At 71.8% G+C, this 20,106-nt stretch carries 21 protein-coding genes; 17 read left to right on the forward strand and 4 right to left on the reverse strand.

Features of this window, described 5'->3' with window-relative positions; translation table 11 throughout:
• The first annotated feature begins 53 nt into the window (after positions 1-53).
• On the forward strand, positions 54-764 hold the full coding sequence (locus tag F6J85_RS07060; protein WP_150924408.1) for an NUDIX hydrolase: 711 nt from the start codon (positions 54-56) through the stop codon (positions 762-764).
• 53 nt (positions 765-817) lie between these two features.
• The gene (locus tag F6J85_RS07065; protein ID WP_150919060.1) at positions 818-1,207 is read left to right on the forward strand and encodes a nuclear transport factor 2 family protein; all 390 of its coding nucleotides are present in this window, start codon (positions 818-820) and stop codon (positions 1,205-1,207) included.
• A gap of 10 nt (positions 1,208-1,217) precedes the next feature.
• On the opposite strand, the gene F6J85_RS07070 is transcribed toward F6J85_RS07065, so the two are convergent.
• Together F6J85_RS07070 and F6J85_RS07075 are read right to left on the reverse strand one after the other, a co-directional pair.
• Entirely contained in the window at positions 1,218-1,775 is a 558-nt protein-coding gene (locus F6J85_RS07070; protein WP_202980879.1) for a dihydrofolate reductase family protein, read from the reverse strand.
• Positions 1,776-1,800: 25 nt separating this feature from the next.
• Positions 1,801-3,564, reverse strand: coding sequence for a pyruvate dehydrogenase (locus F6J85_RS07075; protein ID WP_150924410.1), 1,764 nt, complete (start codon positions 3,562-3,564; stop codon positions 1,801-1,803).
• 313 nt (positions 3,565-3,877) lie between these two features.
• Here F6J85_RS07075 and F6J85_RS07080 point away from each other — a divergent pair, with 313 nt between their 5' ends.
• From F6J85_RS07080 to F6J85_RS07140, 13 genes are all read left to right on the forward strand, one after another.
• Positions 3,878-4,360: a pyridoxamine 5'-phosphate oxidase family protein gene (locus tag F6J85_RS07080; RefSeq protein ID WP_150924411.1), complete on the forward strand. Its 483-nt coding sequence runs from the start codon at positions 3,878-3,880 to the stop codon at positions 4,358-4,360.
• Between the two features lie 40 nt (positions 4,361-4,400).
• Positions 4,401-5,231: an SDR family NAD(P)-dependent oxidoreductase gene (locus F6J85_RS07085; protein ID WP_150924412.1), complete on the forward strand. Its 831-nt coding sequence runs from the start codon at positions 4,401-4,403 to the stop codon at positions 5,229-5,231.
• A gap of 125 nt (positions 5,232-5,356) precedes the next feature.
• Positions 5,357-6,397: a siderophore ABC transporter substrate-binding protein gene (locus tag F6J85_RS07090; RefSeq protein WP_150924413.1), complete on the forward strand. Its 1,041-nt coding sequence runs from the start codon at positions 5,357-5,359 to the stop codon at positions 6,395-6,397.
• Between the two features lie 13 nt (positions 6,398-6,410).
• Positions 6,411-7,427 carry an iron chelate uptake ABC transporter family permease subunit gene (locus tag F6J85_RS07095; protein WP_238707083.1) on the forward strand — a complete coding sequence of 339 codons (1,017 nt, stop codon included), beginning with the start codon at positions 6,411-6,413 and terminating at the stop codon, positions 7,425-7,427.
• Complete coding sequence (locus tag F6J85_RS07100) at positions 7,424-8,410, forward strand: iron chelate uptake ABC transporter family permease subunit (protein WP_150924414.1); 987 nt, start codon at positions 7,424-7,426, stop codon at positions 8,408-8,410. Before F6J85_RS07095 ends, F6J85_RS07100 begins: the two co-directional genes overlap by 4 nt.
• Position 8,411: 1 nt before the next feature.
• Positions 8,412-9,164, forward strand: a complete 753-nt coding sequence (locus tag F6J85_RS07105; RefSeq protein ID WP_150924415.1) for an iron ABC transporter ATP-binding protein — start codon at positions 8,412-8,414, stop codon at positions 9,162-9,164.
• A gap of 41 nt (positions 9,165-9,205) precedes the next feature.
• The gene (locus F6J85_RS07110) at positions 9,206-9,994 is read left to right on the forward strand and encodes a siderophore-interacting protein (protein WP_150924416.1); all 789 of its coding nucleotides are present in this window, start codon (positions 9,206-9,208) and stop codon (positions 9,992-9,994) included.
• Between the two features lie 137 nt (positions 9,995-10,131).
• Positions 10,132-11,274, forward strand: a complete 1,143-nt coding sequence (locus F6J85_RS07115; RefSeq protein ID WP_150924417.1) for a PQQ-dependent sugar dehydrogenase — start codon at positions 10,132-10,134, stop codon at positions 11,272-11,274.
• A 62-nt stretch (positions 11,275-11,336) separates the two neighbouring features.
• On the forward strand, positions 11,337-12,104 hold the full coding sequence (locus F6J85_RS07120) for a histidine phosphatase family protein (RefSeq protein ID WP_150924418.1): 768 nt from the start codon (positions 11,337-11,339) through the stop codon (positions 12,102-12,104).
• On the forward strand, positions 12,088-12,972 hold the full coding sequence (locus F6J85_RS07125) for an NAD(P)H-hydrate dehydratase (protein ID WP_150924419.1): 885 nt from the start codon (positions 12,088-12,090) through the stop codon (positions 12,970-12,972). Before F6J85_RS07120 ends, F6J85_RS07125 begins: the two co-directional genes overlap by 17 nt.
• Before the next feature lie 15 nt (positions 12,973-12,987).
• The gene (pgi, locus tag F6J85_RS07130; RefSeq protein ID WP_150924420.1) at positions 12,988-14,667 is read left to right on the forward strand and encodes a glucose-6-phosphate isomerase; all 1,680 of its coding nucleotides are present in this window, start codon (positions 12,988-12,990) and stop codon (positions 14,665-14,667) included.
• Between the two features lie 13 nt (positions 14,668-14,680).
• Positions 14,681-15,178, forward strand: coding sequence for a DUF427 domain-containing protein (locus F6J85_RS07135; RefSeq protein WP_150927254.1), 498 nt, complete (start codon positions 14,681-14,683; stop codon positions 15,176-15,178).
• Positions 15,179-15,415: 237 nt separating this feature from the next.
• Positions 15,416-16,315 (forward strand): aggregation-promoting factor C-terminal-like domain-containing protein, encoded by a 900-nt coding sequence (locus tag F6J85_RS07140; protein WP_150924421.1) that lies wholly within the window; start codon positions 15,416-15,418, stop codon positions 16,313-16,315.
• Positions 16,316-16,330: 15 nt separating this feature from the next.
• Here the strand turns inward: F6J85_RS07140 and F6J85_RS07145 are convergent, their stop codons facing one another.
• Positions 16,331-16,729: a TIGR03618 family F420-dependent PPOX class oxidoreductase gene (locus tag F6J85_RS07145; protein WP_150924422.1), complete on the reverse strand. Its 399-nt coding sequence runs from the start codon at positions 16,727-16,729 to the stop codon at positions 16,331-16,333.
• 262 nt (positions 16,730-16,991) lie between these two features.
• Between F6J85_RS07145 and F6J85_RS07150 the strand changes: the two genes are divergently transcribed.
• The gene (locus F6J85_RS07150) at positions 16,992-17,594 is read left to right on the forward strand and encodes a PadR family transcriptional regulator (protein ID WP_150924423.1); all 603 of its coding nucleotides are present in this window, start codon (positions 16,992-16,994) and stop codon (positions 17,592-17,594) included.
• 55 nt (positions 17,595-17,649) lie between these two features.
• Positions 17,650-19,362, forward strand: coding sequence for an ABC1 kinase family protein (locus F6J85_RS07155; RefSeq protein ID WP_150927256.1), 1,713 nt, complete (start codon positions 17,650-17,652; stop codon positions 19,360-19,362).
• A 61-nt stretch (positions 19,363-19,423) separates the two neighbouring features.
• On the opposite strand, the gene F6J85_RS07160 is transcribed toward F6J85_RS07155, so the two are convergent.
• Positions 19,424-19,927 carry a hypothetical protein gene (locus tag F6J85_RS07160; RefSeq protein WP_150924424.1) on the reverse strand — a complete coding sequence of 168 codons (504 nt, stop codon included), beginning with the start codon at positions 19,925-19,927 and terminating at the stop codon, positions 19,424-19,426.
• Between the last annotated feature and the right edge of the window lie 179 nt (positions 19,928-20,106).

Consider the following 20,106-nt stretch of genomic DNA (forward strand, 5'->3'; position numbering starts at 1 on the left):
CTCCCGCCGCGACATGCCCTCCGCCCGCGTCGTGTGCCCCGTAGCCTGGGGGGATGACCGTCGACGACATCGCCCGCGGCGCCCGCGCGCAGTTGGCGGAACTTGCCCGCGCGGACGCGGGCGTGCAGCCGGCGAGCGGTCTGGGGCGTCCTGCGGCGGTACTCATCCTCTTCGGCGTGCTCGACGAGCGCCCCAGCGACCACGACGCGCAGGCGCGGGCGGTGTCGCGCGACCTCGACGTGCTGCTGCTCTCGCGCGCCGCGACGCTGCGCTCCCACCCCGGACAGGTCGCGTTCCCCGGTGGCCGGATCGACGCCGGCGACGCCGGACCGGTCGCCGCCGCTCTCCGCGAGGCGGAGGAGGAGACCGGGCTCGATCCGTCCGGCGTCGAGGTGCTGGGGGCCCTGCAGCCCATTCCGCTGGAGTACTCGCGGCACCTGGTCACTCCCGTCCTGGCGTGGTGGCGGCATCCCTCTCCTGTGCGGGTCGTCGACGACGCGGAGTCGGCCGACGTGTTCCGCGCCCCCGTCGCCGATCTGCTGGATCCCGCCAACCGCGGGGTGACCGTCGCCCGCGCCGAGGGGCGCGAGTGGCGCGCACCCGCCTTCCTCGTCCCTCACGCCACCGGCGCGCACCTGGTGTGGGGTTTCACCGGGATGCTGCTGGACGGGCTGTTCGACCGGCTGGGATGGACCGAGCCGTGGGACCGCTCGCGCGAGCTGCCCCTGCCGGTGCCCGTCGAGCAGCCCGCTGACACCCGCTGAGCGATGCCGCAACCTGTTGCGCTCGGTGGGAGCCCGCCCCGAAACTCTTCGGCATGGCGATTGATCTGACCGAACTCCTCAGGCTCGAGCACGCGGGATGGACCGCCCTGTGCGATGGGTCGGGAGGCGAGTTCTACGGGGCCGTCATGACCGACGACGGCGTCATGGTGCTCGCCGACGGCTCGGTGCTCGACCGCGACGCCGTCGTGGCGTCGCTGGATGACGCGCCGGCGTGGTCGGCGTACGAGATCACCGACGAGCGGCTCGTCGGCCTGGGCCCGGACTCGGCGGCGTTCGTGTACCGGGGGCGGGCGTTCCGCGCCTCCGGCGGCCCGCCCTTCGACGCCGTGATGACGAGCGTCTACGTGCAGGAGGACAGCGGGTGGCGACTCGCGCTGTACCAGCAGACCCCTGTTCCCGGCGAGGAGAGCGTCGAGCTGTGAGCCGGCGCGCTCACCCCGGCGATGGCACCGGCCGGTAGCGCACGTCGACGGTCACTCGGCCTGCGTCGCCGTTCATGAGCGTGAGCGGGACGGGCCGGCCGCCGGGGTTGTCGTAGAGCCGGATACCGTCCCCCAGGAGGACGGGCGCGATGTGGATGTCGATCTCGTCGAGCAGGCCGCGTTCGAGCAGCTGCCGGCCGATCGAGGGCGAGAGCACCTCGACGTTCTTGCCGCCGGCTGCCGCGCGCGCGATCGCGACGGCCTCGGCCACGTCGCACGAGAGGAACGTGACGCCCGCCGACGGCGCCGCATCCTCGGGATGATGCGTCAGCACGAACGTCGCCCCCTGCCAGCGGCCGCCGTACGTCGCCGTCGCGTCGGGGTAGGCCTCCCATCCGTCACGCCCGCCGAGGACCGCGCCGGTGGTCGAGGTGTACTCGTCGATGAGGCCGGCGCGATCCTTGATCCCGTACATCCACTCCGTCGTGTGCCCGGGGCCGGCGACGAATCCGTCCAGAGACATCGTGAAGTGCCACAGCACCTTGCCGCCGGCCGTCTGGGGAGCCATGTCCTGCATCGTCGTGTTCCCTTCGCTACAGCCCCCGCAGGTGCTTGATGTTGCTCTTGGCGGTGTCGACGACTTGGCGGAGGCCCCCGGTCTGCTCCGCGCCGAGGACGAGCTTGGCCATGGACAGCCCGAAGCCGGTCACCTGCTGGGCGGAGACGGTTCCCGGCACCGAGAGCGCGTTGGGGTCGGTGACGAGGTCGACCAGCGCCGGGCCGGGGTGGGCGAGAGCGGTGGCGACCGCGGCATCCAGGTCGGCCGGATCGGTCACGCGCTGCGTGAGGAACCCGAGGCTCCCCGCGAGCGCGGCGAAGTCGACCATCGGGACGTCGACGCCGAAATCGGGGTAGCCGTTGACGAGCATCTCGAGCTTCACCAGGCCGAGGGTGGAGTTGTTGAAGACGAACACGTTGATCGGCAGGCGGTACGCGGCGGCGGTGATGAGCTCGCCCAGCAGCATCGACAGCCCGCCGTCGCCGGCGATCGCGATCACCTGACGGTCGGGATGGGCCAACTGCGCGCCGATGGCCTGGGGTAGCGCGTTGGCCATCGATCCGTGCACGTACGAGCCGAGCAGCCTCCGGTCGCGCGTGGGGGTGACGTAGCGGGCCTGCCAGACGTTGCCCATCCCCGTGTCGGCGGTGAAGACCGCGTCGGATGCGGCGGCCCGGTCGATCGCGGTCATGGCGCGTTCGGGATGGATCGGGGTGTCGTCGGAGTCGGTGTACACCGCCACCGCGTCCTCGAGAGCCTTCCGGTGCCGCGCGAGCGCGTGGTCGAGGAACGCCCGGTCGGTGCGGGCGGGAAGGAGCTCCTGCAGCGCCGCAAGGGTGCGGCCGACGTCGCCGTGCACCGGGTGGCGGACGGCGGCGCGGCGGCCCAGGCGCGTGGCATCCGCATCGATCTGCGCGATCGTGACGTGCTCGCCGTCGGGGAAGAACTGCGCGTACGGGAAGTCGGTGCCCACGAGGAGGAGGAGGTCCGCCTCCTTCATCGCCCAGTCGATCGCGCCGTAGCCGAGCAGGCCCGACATCCCGACGTCGAACGGGTTGTCGTACTGGATCCACGGCTTCCCGCGCAGGGTGTGCCCCATCGGGGCCTGCAGGTGGTCGGCGAACGCGAGCACCTGCTCACGCGCGTGGCGCGCTCCGGCGCCGACGAAGAGCGTGATCTTCTCGGCCTCGGCGATCGCGGCGGCCAGCTTCTCCACGTCCACGGGGTGCGGGGCGACGCGCCCGGCGCGGACGGGGACGAAGGGCGGCGCGGATCCTGCGGCCTTGTCGGCGGCCAGATCGCCCGGCAGCACGACCACCGCGACCCCCGATCCGCCGGTGGCGTGGCGGATCGCGGAGTCCACCACGCGCGGGGACTGCTCGGGGGTCGAGACCAGTTCGCAGTAGTTCGAGCATTCGGTGAACAGGCGTTCGGGGTGCGTCTCCTGGAAGTACCCCGAGCCGATCTCCACCGTCGGGATGTGGCTCGCGATCGCCAGGACCGGCGCACCCGAGCGGTGCGCGTCGTAGAGCCCGTTGATGAGGTGGAGGTTCCCCGGCCCGCAGCTGCCCGCGCACACGGCCAACTTCCCGGTCAGCTGCGCTTCAGCTGCCGCGGCGAAGGCGGCGGCCTCCTCGTTGCGCACGTGGATCCAGTCGATGCCGCCGTCGGCGGAACCGCCGGTGCGGCGCACGGCGTCGACGATCGGGTTGAGCGAGTCGCCGACGATGCCGTAGATGCGCGTGACCCCCGCATCCTGGAGCTGCTGGATCAGTTGTTCGGCGACGTTCTGTGCCACGGTGGCCCTTCCCTGCGTGCGCGGCGCGCTCGCAGCACCCAGTCTTCGTGCCGTGCGCGCCGACGTCCAGGGCTTGCCGGGGCACCGCTGCCGTATCCGCATCGTGCCCGAAAACAGGAGGATCGCCGGAATCAGGACGGATGGGGCCGGATCGGGCCTGATTCGGGCAGATCTCCTGAACTGGGGAACGCGGCGGCGCAACCTGCGCCGCGCCTTCCTCCGCCGCACGGATCACGCCGGATGTCAACGCCTCGTGGCGGACGGTGCGCGCGGGTTTGCATGGACGGATCCGATCCTCGAAAGGAAGGCTCCCATGACCGCCGATACCGCCGAACTGACCAAGCTGAACGAACTGCTGAAGGGTTTCCGTTTCGCGATGGTGACCACCCGCACCGCGGAGGGCAAGCTCGTGGCCCATCCGCTGACGGTGCAGGAGACGGAGTTCGACGGCGACCTCTGGTTCGTCATCAGCCGCCAGGCCTCCGCCGTGGAGCACATCCGCCTCGACCCCACCGTGGGCGTCTCGTTCAGCAGCAACGACTCGTGGCTGTCGCTGTCGGGCACCGCGCACGTCGTGGAAGACGACGCGAAACTGCGCGAGGAATGGAACGCGGGGCTGGAGGCGTGGTTCCCGGAGGGGCCGGAAGACCCGAACGTCGTGCTGCTGAAGATCGACGCCGACAGCGCGGAGTACTGGGACAGCCCGGGCGGCCGGGTGGCGAGTCTCCTCGCGTTCGTCAAGCACAAGGTCACCGGTGACCGCATGGAAGGCGAGAACGAGAAGATCGACCTGTGACGCCGGGCGCGCGTCGCCCCGCCTCGGCGGAGGGGGCGGCATGCCACGCACCGTCGTGATCACCGGTGCCAGCGACGGGATCGGGGCCGCGTCGGCGCGCCAGCTGCGCGAAGCCGGCGAGCAGGTCGTCGTGGTGGGGCGCGACCCGGACAAGACCCGGGCCGTGGCGGAGGCGATCGATGCGCCCTGGCACGTGGCCGACTACAGCGATCTGTCGCAGGTGCGCGACCTGGCCGCGGTGCTGGCGGAGACATATCCCCGGATCGACGTGCTGGCCAACAACGCCGGCGGAATCTTCGGAGACCGCACGGTGACGCGGGATGGGTTCGAACTGACCTTCCAGGTGAACCATCTGGCCGGGTTCCTGCTCACGAACCTGCTGATGGAGCGGCTGCAGGAGAGCTCGGCGACCGTCATCCAGACCTCCAGCGTGGCCGCGCGCCGGTTCTCGCGCTTCGACATCGACGACCTGCAGGGGGAACGGCGCTACTCCGCGGGCGCGGCGTACGGCAACGCCAAGCTCGCCGACATCCTGTTCACGAAGGAGCTGCACCGCCGCTACGGGGATGCCGGGATCCACGCGGTGGCGTTCCACCCCGGCGCCATCGCCAGCGGTTTCGCTGCCGCATCCACCGGAGCGTGGCGCTTCCTCTACACGAATCCGGTGATGAAGCGCGTGTTGACCTCGGTCGAGGTCGGCGGGTCGCGGCTGACCTGGCTCGCGATGGGCAAACCGGGCGTGGACTGGCAGCCGGGGGAGTACTACGCGAACAACCGCGTCGCTCGGACCAGTCGACTCGCCGACGATCCCGCCCTCGCGAAGATGCTGTGGGATCGCAGCGTCGCCATGCTGCAGGTAACGGAAGGATAACGACTGCGGCGAGGATCGCGTGCGGATTCGTCCCACGTCATGGCGGAAATCCGCCTCGTGCGACGGTTGCGGGGGTGGGCTTCGGTGTCCAGGATGAGGGCGTTGGTAAGGGTAGCCTCACCTACATGAATGCTCGATCCCGATCCGCTGCGCCCCTCGCCGGCCTCGCCGTCCTCGCCGTCCTCGCCCTCTCCGTCACCGCCTGCTCGACCCCGAGCGCCGCGGACGCCGCTCCCGAGGATGCGGCGGACACCGTCGTGGTCGACAACGCGCAGCCGACCCTCGTGCTGGTGGAGGAGGACGGGGAATCGTCCTACCGCGAAGACCCCTCGACCGAGCGCGCGTCCGTAGAGGTGCCGCGGGAGCCCGGCGCCGTCATCACGTTCGACATCGCCACGTTGGACACGCTGGACGCCATCGGCGCCGGCGACGCCGTGGTCGCGATCCCCGACGTCGTGCTGCCGGACTACCTGTCCGAGTACGCAGACCTCCCCAAGGTCGGAACGCTGTTCGAGCCCGACTTCGAGGCCGTGGTGGAGCTGGACCCCGACCTCATCGTGACGGCGGCGCGCAGCACCGGCCAGTACGACGAGCTGTCCGAGATCGCCACGACGATCGACCTCACCGGTACCGCGGGCGGCACGTTCGATCCCGCCGCGGGCCTGGTGCGCGCCGCGCAGCTGGGTGAGATCTTCGGCCGTGAGGACGAGGTCGCCGAGCTGGCCGCAGACATCGAGGAACGCATCGACGCGGTCGCCGCCGACGCGTCGGGCACCGCCCTCGTCATGGCCGTCTCCGGCGGGGAGTACAGCGCGTTCGGTGAGGGCTCGCGCTTCGGATGGTTCTACGACGAGCTCGGCTTCACCCCCGCCGTCCCCGCCGCCGAGCTGCCGGGGGCGGAAGGATCGCCGCACGGCGATTCGGTCACCAATGAGTTCATCCTCACCGCCGACCCGGAGTGGATCTTCGTCTTCGACCGCGGCGCGGCCACCGGTGACGGCGGCAGCGCTGAGGAGACGCTGGCCAACGAGCTGGTCGAGCGGACCGCGGCTGCGCAGAACGACCGGATCGTCCTGCTCCCCGCCGGCGAGCTGTACATCGTGATCAACGGACTGTCCGCGATCTCCGCAGTCCTGGACACGGTCGAGGAAGCGGTCGCGTCGTGACCCTGCTCCGCCGGTGTGGAGAGGACGCGGTCCGCTGATCCGTCGTCCGACCCTGCTGATCGTCGCGGGGGTGGTGTGTGTCACCGCCCTCGCGACGGTCTCGCTGTTCGTGGGCGTCGCCGAGCTGGATGCCTTCATCCTCCTGGCCAGCCGGGTTCCGCGCACCGTCGCCCTCATCCTCGCCGGCGCGGCCTTCGCGATCACGGGCCTGATCATGCAGCTGCTCACGCGCAACCGGTTCGTCGAGCCGGGCACGACCGGCGCGACGGATGCCGCGAGCCTCGCGCTTCTCGCCGTCCTGCTCACCACGCCCGGCCTGCCGCTGTGGGCGAAGGCGATCGTGGCGTCCCTGGGTGCGCTGGCCGGGGTGGCCGGCTTCCTCGCGCTGGTCCGCCGCATCCCGTCGCGATCGAGCGTCCTGGTGCCGGTGGTGGGCCTCCTCTACGGCGCCGTCATCGGAGCGGTCACCACCTTCATCGCCCACCGCACCGACGCGCTGCAGGAGCTGCTCAGCTGGGGAGTGGGCGATTTCTCGGCGGTCCTGCGCGGCCGCTACGAGATCCTCTTCCTCGCCGCGGCGGCGGCGGGGATCGCGTGGTTCGCCGCCGACCGGTTCACTCTCGCCGGCCTCGGCGAAGACACCGCCCGGGGGCTCGGGCTGCACACCCGCGGCGTGCTGGCGCTCGGGGTGAGCATCATCGCCGTCGTGACCGGCATCCTCATGGTCGTCACCGGCACCCTGCCCTTCCTGGGGCTGATCGCGCCCAACATCGTCAGCCGCCTGATCGGCGACAACATGAGGCGCGCCGTGCCGCTGGTGGCCCTTCTCGGCGCCGCGCTCGTGCTGCTGTGCGACATCATCGGGCGCGTCGTGCGGTTCCCCTACGAGCTGCCGATCTCCGTCGTCATGGGCGTGGTCGGCGGTGTCGTGTTCCTGTGGATGCTGCTGGGAACGGCCCGCCCGGCCGACACGGCCGGCGCCCGCCGGCGGCGCGCTCCCGCGCCCCTTCGCCGCGAGGCCGTGCGATGACCGCGGTTCTGCCGGCCCGGCGAGGGAACCGGCGGTGGACGAGCGGACCGTGGCGCGTGGCGCTGCTGGTGCTGCTGGCGGTGGGGGTGACCGGCATCTACGTGTTCACCGACCTCCCCGGCGCATGGGAGTACGCGCTGGGGCTCCGCGGCCGCACCGTCGCGGGCATGGCTCTCGCGGCCACCGCGGTGGGCGTTGCGACCGTGCTGTTCCAGACGATCACCGCCAACCGCATCCTCACCCCCGGGATCATGGGGTTCGACGCGGTGTTCCTCGCCATCCAGGTGGTCACCGCCTTCGTGCTGGGCCCCACCGTGCTGCTGGCGGCGCCCCCGCTGGCCTCATGGCTCGTCGAGCTCGTGCTCATGAGCGTCGTGGTCGTCCTCCTGTACGGATGGCTCTTCCAGCGGCGCCGGCTCGACCTGCACGTGATCGTGCTGGTCGGCCTCGTCCTGGGAGTGCTGTTCCGCTCGGTCACCGCGTTCCTGCAGCGCCTCCTCGACCCCGACACCTTCGCGATCGTGCAGGACCTCGTCTTCGCGAGCTTCACCGCCGTCGAACGCGAACTCCTCGCGCCCACCGCGGTGCTCGTGGTGTGCGCGCTGGTGTCGCTGTGGCCCATCCGCCGTGCGCTGGATGTCATGGCGCTGGGCGAGGACCGCGCGGTCTCGCTCGGGGTCGACCACCGCCGCACCGTCATGCACGTCGTGGTGGTGGTCGCGGTGCTCGTGGCCGCCTCGACCGCGCTCGTGGGCCCGGTGACCTTCTTCGGGCTGCTGGTGGCCAACCTCGCCTACTCGGCCGTCGGTCACCGGCACTCCCGCAGCATCCCGGCGACGATCGCGATCGGAGTGGTCGCCCTCATCGGCGGCCAGCTGATCCTGGACCGCCTGCTCGGCTTCGGCACCGAACTGCCCGTCGTGATCGAGTTCGTCGGCGGGCTGTTCTTCCTCCTCCTCGTCCTCACCGGAAGGGCCCGCTGACATGATCTCCACCACATCCGTCGTCAAGCGCCACGGCGCACTCGTCGCCGTGGACGACGTCACCGTCGACATCGGAACGGGGCTGACCGCGATCATCGGACCCAACGGCGCCGGCAAATCCACCCTGCTGGCCGCGATCGGCCGGCTGATCGGCACCGACGGGGGAGCCATCACGATCGACGGACGCGACGTCGCGACGACGCGCTCGCGCGAGATCGCCCGACGGCTGGCGATCCTCCGGCAGGACAACCACCTCGCGATCCGGCTCAGCGTCGAAGACCTCGTCGCCTACGGCCGCTTCCCCCACGGCGGATCGGGGCGTTCGCCGCAGGATCGCGTGCACGTCGAGTCGGCGATCGAGCTGCTGGATCTGCAGGCGGTGCGCACGCGCTTCCTCGACGAGCTCTCCGGTGGCCAGCGCCAGCGCGCGTTCGTGGCGATGGCCCTCGCGCAGGACACCGACCATCTGCTGCTGGACGAGCCGCTCAACAACCTCGACCCCCGGCACGGCGTGACCCTCATGAAGCTCATGCGCCGCCTGGCCTCCGAGCGCGACATGACGATCGTCGTCGTGCTGCACGACATCAACGTCGCCGCCCGGTACGCCGATGACATCGTGGCGATGCGCGACGGCGCGGTCGTCCACCACGGACCTGTCGACGAGGTCATCACCGCCGAGCGGCTCGAGGCGCTCTACGACACCCCCGCGCACGTCGCCGAGCTGGATGGACGGCGGGTCGTCCTGTGGGAATGACCGGCGACGCTGGGCCAGGATCAGAAGATGAGGAAGAGATCATGACGAACTCCACGCAAGCCCCGTTCGTGCTCACCCGCCGCGGGCTCGACCTGCGGTTCCGCTCTGCCGTCCTCGCGCAGCGGCAATGGGTGACCGACGCGTACGTGCGCCTCCGCCTGGAGGGCGACGATCTGCGCGGCTTCGTCTCCCTCGGATGCGACGACCACATGCGCCTGTTCTTCCCCGACGGGCCCGTCGACACCGTCGAGCAGATGCGCGCAGCCCCCAGCCGCGAGTACACGCCGCTGGCGTGGGGCGAGGGGTGGCTCGACGTCGAGTTCGCCATCCACGGCGATGACGGCCACCGCGGCGTCGCGGCGGAGTGGGCCGCGTCCGCACCGCTGGGGGCGCCGGTGGGCGTGGGCGGACCGCGCGGCTCGATGGTGGTGGAAGGCGCGCCCGACGCGTGGTTCCTCGCCGGCGACGAGACGGCGGTGCCCGCGATGCGGCGGTTCGCCGCATCCATGCCGGCGGATGCGGTGGGCACGGTGCTGGTCGAGGTGCCCGACGCCGCGCACGAGCTGGCGATCGAGGCTCCGGCGGGCGTGGTGGTGTCGTACGTGCACCGCGGCAACGCCGTCGGCGGCACGGCGCTGGCGGCGCGCCTGGACGCCATGGATGCCTCGGACCGCCCCACCGGCGACGTGTTCGCCTTCATCGGCGCCGAGCAGGCGGTCGTGCGGCCCGGGCGGGCGCTCGCGGTCGAGCGGTGGGGCCTGGACCCCGCCCGGATCGTCGTGAAGGGCTACTGGAAGCGCGGCGACGCCGCCTTCCACGCCCCGCACTGACCTCACGGAGAAACACCTGCCCTCGCGGTGGCGCGCCGCCGTCTCGGCGACCGTGGTCGGTATCGTCGTACCGTCCCCGCGCGGGGGAGATCCCGCTCCGGCGCCGGCGGCACAACGCACATCGGACAGGAGCTGACATGACCTCCGCACGCCGCCGTGGGGCACGAGCCGTCGGAGCACTCGCGATCGTCCTGCTGACCGGCGGATGCGCCGCGGTCGCCGAACGGGCGACGCCCCAGCCGGTCACCGTGGCGCCCAGCCCCGACCGCGACGTCACCGCGAGCCCCGCGACTCCCCACCGGCCCGGCGCCGACCCGGCCGAGGTCGCGGCGGGCCTGGACGCACCGTGGTCGGTCGTCGTGATGCCCGACGGCACGCAGCTGGTCAGCGAGCGCGACACCGGCGCAGTGCTCGAGATCGGCGCGGACGGGACCGTGCGGGAGGTGGGCCGCATCCCCGGCGTCGTCTCGGGCGGGGAGGGCGGACTGCACGGTCTGGCCGTCCGCGAGCGCGACGAGCAGCTGTGGCTGTACGCCTACCACGGCGCCGAGACCGACAACCGCGTGGTGCGGCTGGCGCTCACGGGCGATGCGGGGAGCCGCACGCTCGGCGACGCGGAGATGATCCTCGACGGCATCCCACGCGCGAGCACGCACAACGGCGGCCGCATCGCGTTCGGGCCGGACGGGTTCCTCTACGTCACGACCGGCGACGCCGGCCTGCGCGATGCCGCCCAGGACCCGGATTCCCTCGCCGGCAAGATCCTGCGCCTGACACCGGAGGGGGAGGCGGCGCCGGGCAATCCGTTCGACAGTCGCGTGTACTCCCTCGGGCACCGCAACGTGCAGGGCATCGCGTGGACGACCGACGGGCAGACGTGGGCCAGCGAATTCGGGCAGAACACCTTCGACGAGGTCAACCGCATCGTCGCCGGCGGCAACTACGGGTGGCCCGTGCACGAGGGGGTGGCCGGGGATGCGGCGTACGTCGACCCGATCGTCGCGTGGACGCCGTCGGACGCGAGCCCCAGCGGCCTCGCGGCGGCGGGGAGCACGCTGTTCGTCGCCGGTCTCCGCGGCGAGCGGGTGTGGATGCTGGATGTCGCCGACGATGCGCTCGCGGGCGACCCGGTGGCGTTGTGGGCGGGGGAGTACGGGCGGATGCGGGATGCCGTCGTCGCCGGCGACGAACTGTGGCTGCTCACGGGCAACACCGACGGACGGGGGTCGCCGGGACCCGGCGACGATCGCCTCCTGCGCGTACCGCTGACCGCAGGCTGAGGGCTGCAGCTCCCGAGCGCAACCCCCGGCGGGCGCCGGCGGGCTGCTCCTACGCTGGGCGGATGCCGATGAAGACTCTGTGGCTCGTGCGCCATGGCGAGAGCGTGGGAAACGTGGCCGCCACGCGCGCCGAGCGCGAGGGACTGGAGCGGATCCCGCTCGACATCCGCGACGCGGACGTGCCGCTCTCCCCGACCGGGGAGGAGCAGGCCGCCGCGCTGGGCCGGTGGCTGGACGAACACCGTGCCGACGTCGGGATGTATTGGGTGTCGCCCTACTTCCGCGCGCGGCAGACCCTCGCGATCGCGCTGGGCGACGAAGCCGCCGTCGTCGGCGTCGACGAGCGCATCCGCGACCGGGAGCTCGGCATCCTCGATCTTCTGACGACGAAGGGCGTGGCCCGCCTGCATCCGGAGGAGGCGCAGCGGCGGCGGCACCTCGGCAAGTTCTACCACCGCCCGCCCGGCGGCGAGTCGTGGGCGGATGTCGCGTTGCGGCTGCGGTCGTTCCTGGGCGACCTGCTGTCGCGCCCGGAGGAATCCGCCCTCATCGTGGTGCACGACGCCGTCGTGACGCTCATCGCGGCGCTGCTGCTGAACCTGCAGGAGGAGGAGCTGCTCGCCTTCGCCGCCGCCAATCCCGTGCTCAACGCCTCTCTCTCCCGGCTGGATCGCGCGGACGGGGTGTGGGGTGTCACGTCCTTCGCCGACGTGAGTCACCTGCAGGAGGAGGGCGCCGATGTCACGGTGCACCCGGGCACGCCCGACGTCGCCGATCCGCGCCCCGTGGACCCGCCCGAACGGAGGGGATCCGATGTCCGACCCGAGTGAGCCCACGCACGCGCGCACCGCGCGCGAGGCAGAGACGGTCACTGCGGAGCTGCTGCGATCGTGGCGGCTACCCGATCCCGGCGACGACAAGAAGGCGCGCGGCGACGTCGTCGTCGTCGGCGGCTCCCGTCGCACCCCCGGCGGCGTGATGCTCGCCGGAGAGGCGGCGCTGCGTGTGGGGGCCGGACGGCTCGGCGTCTTCGCCCCGGGCTCCATCGACGCGCAGCTGGGTGCCGTGCTGCCCGAGGCGGCGGTGTACGCGCTGCCCGACCGGGCATCCGACCCCTTCGACGACTCCGCGCGTGCCACCCTCGCCGGTGCCGACGCCGTGCTCGTGGGCCCGGGCTTCGACGACGCGGATGAGACGCGCGACACCCTGCTGGCGGTCGCCGACGCGCGGCCGCAGTGCCTCGCACTCGACGCGTACGCGCTCGGCATCCTTCCCGGGGTCGACCGCGACCGGCTGCCCGAGGCCCTCGTGCTCACCCCGAACCGCGAAGAGCTCGCGATCCTGCGCGACGGCGATCCCGGTGCCGATCTCGCGGAAGACCTCGCCCCGGCCGTGGCGGAGGTCGCGCGCCGCTACCGCGCGGTCGTGACGTGCTACGACGTCGTGGCAGCTCCCGACGGGGCGACGTGGCGGATCGTCGGCGGCGGTCCGGGTCTTGCCACCTCGGGAAGCGGCGACGTGCTCTCCGGCGCGATCACCGGCTTCGCCGCGCGCGGTGCCGACCTCGCGCAGGCCGCCGTGTGGGGCTCATGGGTGCATGCGCGAGCCGGTGACCGCCTCACCGAGCGGCTGGGCCTGGGCTTCCTCGCGCGCGAGCTGGTCGCCGAGCTTCCGCTCGCCCTGCGCGAGGTCGCCTGACGCTAGCGTGGAGGGGTGAGTGCACCTGTCGACCCCACGTCCACGTCCGCTTGGAGCCGGCTGACCGCGGCCCGCGACTCCTTCACCCCTGATCTGCGGGGCTGGTTCGCCGGCGACCCCGCGCGCGTGGAGCGGATGACGCACACGCTCGGGGATCTGCACGTGGATCTGTCGAAGAACCTCGTCACCGACGACATCCTCGCCTCCCTCGTGCAGCTGGCCGAGGAGACCGGCGTCGCCGAGCGCTACGCCGACATGATCCGCGGCGGGCACGTGAACACGACCGAAGACCGTGCCGTGCTGCACACGGCTCTCCGCCGGCCCGCGGGGGCGAGCCCCGAGCTGGTCGTCGACGGTCAGCACGTCGACACCGACGTGCACGAGGTGCTCGACCGGCTCTCCGCGTTCGCGCAGGGCGTGCGCGCGGGGGAGTGGCGCGGGGTCACGGGCAAGAAGGTCACGCACGTCGTCAACATCGGCATCGGCGGGTCCGATCTCGGGCCCGTGATGGTCTACGAAGCACTCAAGCCCCTCGCCGACGCGGGTATCGAGGCGCGCTTCGTCTCCAACATCGATCCCACCGACGTGGCTCAGAAGACCGAGGGCCTGGATCCGGAGACGACGTTGTTCATCGTCGCGTCCAAGACCTTCACGACGCTGGAGACCCTCACCAACGCCCGCCTCGCCCGCGACTGGCTGTGGGCGAGGCTTGCCGCAACGGGGGCGATCGATGACACCGACGCGGCGCGCACCGACGCCGTCGCGCACCACTTCGTGGCCGTCTCCACCGCCTTGGACAAGGTCGCAGACTTCGGGATCGACCCGTCCAACGCGTTCGGCTTCTGGGACTGGGTGGGCGGACGCTACTCCGTCGGCAGCGCGATCGGCCTGTCGCTGGCGATCACGCTCGGTCCCGACGCCTTCCGGGAGCTGCTCGCGGGGTTCCACGTCGTCGACGAGCACGTGGCATCCACGCCGCTGGAACGCAACGTGCCGGTGCTCATGGGGCTTCTGAACGTCTGGTACACGAACTTCCTCGGCGCGCAGTCGCACGCCGTGCTGCCCTACGCACAGCAGCTGCACCGCTTCCCGGCGTACCTGCAGCAGCTGACGATGGAGTCCAACGGCAAGTCGGTGCGGTGGGACGGCACCCCCGTGACGACCGACACGGGCGAGGTCTTCTGGGGCGAGCCCGGCACGAACGGCCAGCACGCGTTCTACCAGCTGATCCACCAGGGGACGCGCCTGATCCCCGCCGACTTCATCGCGTTCGCCCAGCCCGCCTACCCGCTGGAGGACGACGGCCGCGACGTGCATGGACTGTTCCTGGCGAACTTCCTCGCCCAGACCAAGGCGCTGGCGTTCGGGAAGACCGCCGAGGAGGTCGAGGCCGAGGGGACCACCGGAGCGCTCGTGGCCGCCCGGACCTTCCCGGGCAACCGGCCCACGACGTCGATCTTCGGGCCGGCGCTGACCCCGTCGGTGCTGGGTCAGCTCATCGCGCTGTACGAGCACATCACCTTCACGCAGGGCACGATCTGGGGGATCAACTCCTTCGACCAGTGGGGCGTCGAGCTCGGCAAGCAGCTCGCGCTGCAGATCGCCCCCGCGATCGAGGGGGATGCGGAGGCACTCCAGGCGCAGGATGCGTCGACGAAGTCGCTGCTGGCGTACTACCGATCCCAGCGGCCCTGAGCGGACGGTCGTGATGCGGCGTCCCACCCCCGATCCCACCGGCCCCGGACAGGAATCGGTGTGGGAGTACCCGCGTCCTCCGCGCATCGAACGCACCGGCCGCCGCGTGCGCATCGAGCTCGGCGGCCAGACCCTGGTCGACACCGATGACGTCGTGCGCGTGCTCGAGACGAGCCATCCGCCGGTCTACTACGTGCCGGTGGACGCTTTCGCCCCCGGTGCGCTCGCGCCGGGGGAGGGAGCGTCGTTCTGCGAGTACAAGGGCGCGGCGCGGTACTTCGACGTGACCGGCGGTGGACAGGTGCGCCGCGGTGCCGCGTGGTACTACCCGCACCCCTCCGCGGGCTACGAGCTCCTCCGCGGTCGCGTGGCCGTGTACGCCGCCCCGATGGACCGCTGCACGGTCGACGACGTCGAGGTGGTGCCGCAGCCCGGCGGCTTCTACGGCGGCTGGGTCACGCCCGACGTCGTCGGTCCGTTCAAGGGGACGCCCGGTTCGATGGGCCGGTGACGCCCCGGCCTGGTGAGGGCTTACACGGCGCATCCAGGCAACACGGATGAACCGTCCAGACCGGCCCCGCAGACTCGGTGTGTGCCTCACCCGACGGGGCACCCTCCCGCGCCTGACCCGACGCGGCGCCGCGCCTCACCCGAGAAGAGGCCGGTCGACCGACGGGGCGCCGCGCGCCTGACCCGGACAGGTGCGCGGCTTCGGCGTGCCCTCGACCCGAAGGGATGCCCTTTCTCCATGCGTTCCAGCAACATCCGCGCTGCCGTCCGCCGTCCCTCCCGCCGTCTCGTCGCCGGGGTCGGCGCGTGCCTGGGCACGGTGCTCGCCATCCTCGGCACGACGAACGTCGCCGCCGTCGCCACCGAGAACGCGTCGACAGGACCCGTCGCCCCGCCCACGGCAGCCGTCCTCACTCCCGCGCTCACGGCCGACATCGACACCGTCGCGATCAGTGCGCCGGATGCGGCCGCCGCCCTCGCCGCCGCCCAGGCGTCGCTGGAGTCGGCGGAAGCCCTGCAGGAGGAGATCGCCGCATCCGATCTCGAGCTGGAAGGGCAGCCGGTCATCGACACGGCGCCGCTGAGAGATGCCGTCGAACGACTCCAGGAGGCGACGTTCGTCCCTGTGCTGCTGTTCCCCGCCCTCGCCGAAGACGCCGCCGCGCACGCGCAGGCCCTGGACGCCCGCGTCGCCGAGGCCGCACAGGCGCTGGAGGCCGCGCGCGCACAGAAGGCCGCCGAGGAAGCGGCAGCGGAGGCGCAGCGCCAGGCCGAGGCCGCTGCCGCTGCCGAGGCGCAGCGTCAAGCGGAGCTCCTCGCCGCGGTCAACACGCCCGCCGGCGCGCGGGCGTACGCGCAGCAGCTGGCCGCCGAGCGCTACGGGTGGGGCGGCGACCAGTTCTCCTGCCTCGTTTCGCTGTGGGAGAAGGAGTCGAACTGGAACTACCAGGCGTACAACCCCTCCAGCGGCGCCACCGGCATCCCGCAGGCGCTGCCGGGCAGCAAGATGGCCAGCGCCGGACCCGACTGGCAGACCAACGCGGCCACCCAGATCGCGTGGGGCCTGGATTACATCGCCCGGGCGTACGGCTCGCCGTGCAGCGCGTGGGGGCACTCGCAGGCCACGAACTGGTACTGAGCCGGCGACCGCCGGTCACTCGCCGGAGTAGTCCTGCGACCAGCAGATCTCGGGCTGGATGAGGAATGCGACGAAGCCCGAGCGGAGTTCGTACGGCGCACCGGTATAGCGCTCGGCGATCCGGTCCACCACGACCATCGCGTCATCGCCCTCGATGCGCTCCACGACGCGCCCGCGCACGAACGCCATGTCCAGCGGCTGGTCGGGGTGCGTGATCGACACGGCGATGCGCGGGTCGCGTTGCAGGTTGGCGTCCTTGCGGGAACCGGCCTGCGTGAAGAAGGCGAGCCGGTCGCCTTCCACGCCCACCCACACCGGCACCGAGTGCGGTGCGCCGTCGGGGAGCAGCGTCGCGACATGGGCGACGGCGGTGCGTTCGAAGTACGGACGGACGTCGTTCCAGGTCTTCGCCATGGGTCCAGGCTAGGTGCTTCGGATGCGGCGGGGGTAGGCGCGGGCGGGCAGTGACGCTGGCTTCCCGCCATGGCGGACCGCCGTCCGGCACCGCACCCGAATTGAGCGACCTGGAGGGTGTGCCCGGGACCGGCTACATGTGGGACGGGTTCAGCGTGAGCGCCACTACCTGGCAGTGCTCCGAGTGCCCTACCGATCCGGCGCTGAGCGATATATCGTTACGTATCGTCGAGCCGACCGGGCTCGTGCTACGGAGGTCATCATGAGCGGTTCATTCCTGGGCGACGGGTTCGCGGGATTCGGCGGCACCGGCCGCAGCGGCGACGGCGGGACCGGGAGCGCCGGCCCCGGCGCGGGCTGGCCGGCCACGGGCATCTGGGACGCGATGGAGCAGTTGCGGAGCGCCTTCATGCCCAAGCAGTCGTCGACACGCATGGGTCGCGGCGATGTCCGCGCCGCCGTGCTGTCGCTGCTGGCCGAGCGCCCCATGCACGGATACCAGATCATCTCGGAGATCGAGGAGCGCAGCGGGGGGACGTGGAAGCCGAGCCCCGGCTCGGTGTACCCGACGCTCCAGCTGCTGGCGGACGAGGGACTGATCGAGGCGGAGGAGTCGGGCGGACGCAAGACGTACGCGCTCACGGAGGCGGGCCGTCAGGTCGCCGCCGCCGAGGGGGCGACACCGTGGGAGAGCTCAGGCGCGCGCGACACCGGACGGCATTCGGCGCTGACGAAGTCGGGCATCGACCTCGCGCAGGCCGTCGCACAGGTGGGCCGCTCGGGCAGCTCCGACCAGATCCGGGAGGCCGTGGGCGTTCTGGACGAGGCGCGCCGGAAGATCTTCTCCATCCTCGCGCGGGACTGACCGCGTGCCCGCAGCGCGTCGGCGTCGGGACGGCTCGGCGACCGACGTCTACGCGATGCGCGCGCGGTACCGTCGCATCACGCGCTTCGCGGCGCGTTATCTCGTGCAGTCGTGGTGGTTCGAGCTGTTCCTCCCGCGCCTCGGGCTGGGCCGGTTCGCAGCGCGCGGGCGGGCAGCTCGCCTCCGCCGCATCGCCGAGCGCTTCCACGTGCTCGCGGTCGACCTGGGTGGCCTCATGATCAAGGTCGGCCAGTTCATGTCGTCGCGGCTGGACGTGCTGCCGCCGGAGATCACGACCGAGCTGCAGGGGCTCCAGGATGAGGTCCCGCCCGTGCCGTTCGCCGCGATCCGCACGCTGGCCGAGACCGAGCTGGGCATCCCGCTGGAGCGGGCGTTCACGTTCGTGGATCCCGACCCGCTGGCCGCGGCATCCCTCGGGCAGGCCCACCGGGCGGCGCTCGCGGAGCCGGATGTGAGCGACACCGGGCTCTCGGACGCGGTCCTGAAAGTGCAGCGCCCGGGGATCGACGCCGTCATCGACGTCGATCTTCGGGCGCTTCGCCGCGTCGCCGGCTGGCTGACCCGTGTGCGCGCGGTCGCCGACCGCGTGGACGTGCCCGCGCTCGTGGAGGAGTTCGCCGGCACGAGCCTGGAGGAGATCGACTATCTGCACGAAGCAGCGAGTGCGGAGCGCTTCGCCGCCTCCTTCGCCGGCGACCCGCGCGTGGCCGTGCCCGAGGTCGTGTGGGAGCGGACGACGCGCCGCGTGCTGACGCTGCAGGACGTCACGGCGATCAAGATCAACGACCTCGACGGGCTGCGGGCCGCGGGGATCGACCCCGCCGAGGTGGCCACCCGGTTCGCCGCGGTGATGTTCGACCAGCTGTTCGTGCACGGGTTCTTCCACGCCGACCCGCACCCGGGCAACATCTTCGTCACCCCGCTGCCCGCGCCCGACCCGTCGATGCCCGAGCCCGTCGGGAGCCCGAGCGGCGGCGCTGGGCGTGCGTGGCGCCTGACCTTCATCGACTTCGGCATGATGGGCGAAGTACCCGACGGCCTCCGGCGGGGCCTGCGCCGCGTGCTGATCGCGGCAGCCACCCGCAACGGCAAGGGCCTGGTCGACGGCATCCGCGACGTGGGGGTGCTGCTGCCCAGCGCCGACACCGCGGAACTCGAACGCGCGATGACCCAGCTGTTCGCCCGGTTCGGCGGCATGGGCTTCGCCGAACTGCAGGAGGTCGACCCCCGCGAGTTCCGCGCGTTCGCCGTCGAGTTCGGCGACACCGTCCGCGCGCTGCCGTTCCAGCTGCCGGAGAACTTCCTCCTCATCATCCGCGCGATGTCGCTGACTTCGGGCATGTGCAGCGCGCTGGATCCCGCGTTCAACATCTGGGATGCCGTGGAGCCCTACGCCAACCGGCTCATCCAGGAGGAGCGGGGCAACGTGGCCCGAGCCGCCATGACGGAGGCGACCGACTACGCCGGCCTCGTCGCGCGGCTTCCCCGCCGGCTCGACGAGCTCGCCACCCGCATCGAGGACGGGCGGTTGACGGCGCAGGTCCCGCGGCTGGAGCGGCGCCTGCGCGCACTGGAGCGCCTGGGCCGGCGCGTGCTCGCGGCGGTGCTCTTCGCCGCGCTCCTGATCGGCGGGGTGCTGCTGCGTCCGGATGCCGCGGTCTTCGGCTCCGTCCTCATCGTCGTGTCGGTGCTCCCGCTGCTGTACGCGGTGCTCGCGGGTTTCCTCGGCCGGCGCGGGACGGACTGACCTGGAGCGAGGGAGGGGTCACCCTCAGGCGGCCCCTCCCTCGCTGGACTGCGTCCGCGCGTCAGGTGGCGTACTCGATCACCATGGTCTTCGCTCCGCCGCCGAACGGGTCACCCGGGTCGGGGGTGCGGAAGGTGAGCTGGCCGAGCGTCGTGGACCCCGCGTACGTGGTCACGGCCGTGTTCGGCGCGAACGTGAGGTAGCCATCCGGGCACAGCGTGCCGCCGCCCTGGTTGAAGCCGATGTTGGCGGTGGAGCCCACGTCGAAGAAACCGAGGCAGTCACCGCGCGGCATGCTCTTGGGTCGGACGACGATGGAGCCCAGGGTCGCCTGCGTGGCGGACGTGCGCTGCCAGGTCGTGGTGACGGTGATCTCGAAGGTCTCGCCGTACGCGTCCACGAAGGACACGTCGTTGGTCGCCGACTGGATGGGCGCGATGTCGGCGAGGTCCACCCACGCGGTCTCGGCAGCCGATGCCGGTGCTGCTCCGGCAGCGCCGAAGCCGAGCGTGAGCGCGGATGCGGCGGCCAGGGCCGAGATCTTCTTCTTCGCCGTCTTCTTCATGAGTCCTCCCCTTTCGTTCGGCCACACCGTCTGTGCGGCCGTCCTGATTCGGACTGGACACCGAACGTAGGGGGCTCGAGGCGGCCGCCGCGGCCGCATGAGAGTGTGCTCACGGTCGCTTCACGCGCCCTGGGAGCGCTGCCCCGGCGCAGTTCCGCGGCGCATGGCGGTATGCGACG

Source organism: Microbacterium lushaniae, from assembly GCF_008727775.1.
Taxonomy (GTDB): Bacteria; Actinomycetota; Actinomycetes; order Actinomycetales; family Microbacteriaceae; genus Microbacterium; species Microbacterium lushaniae.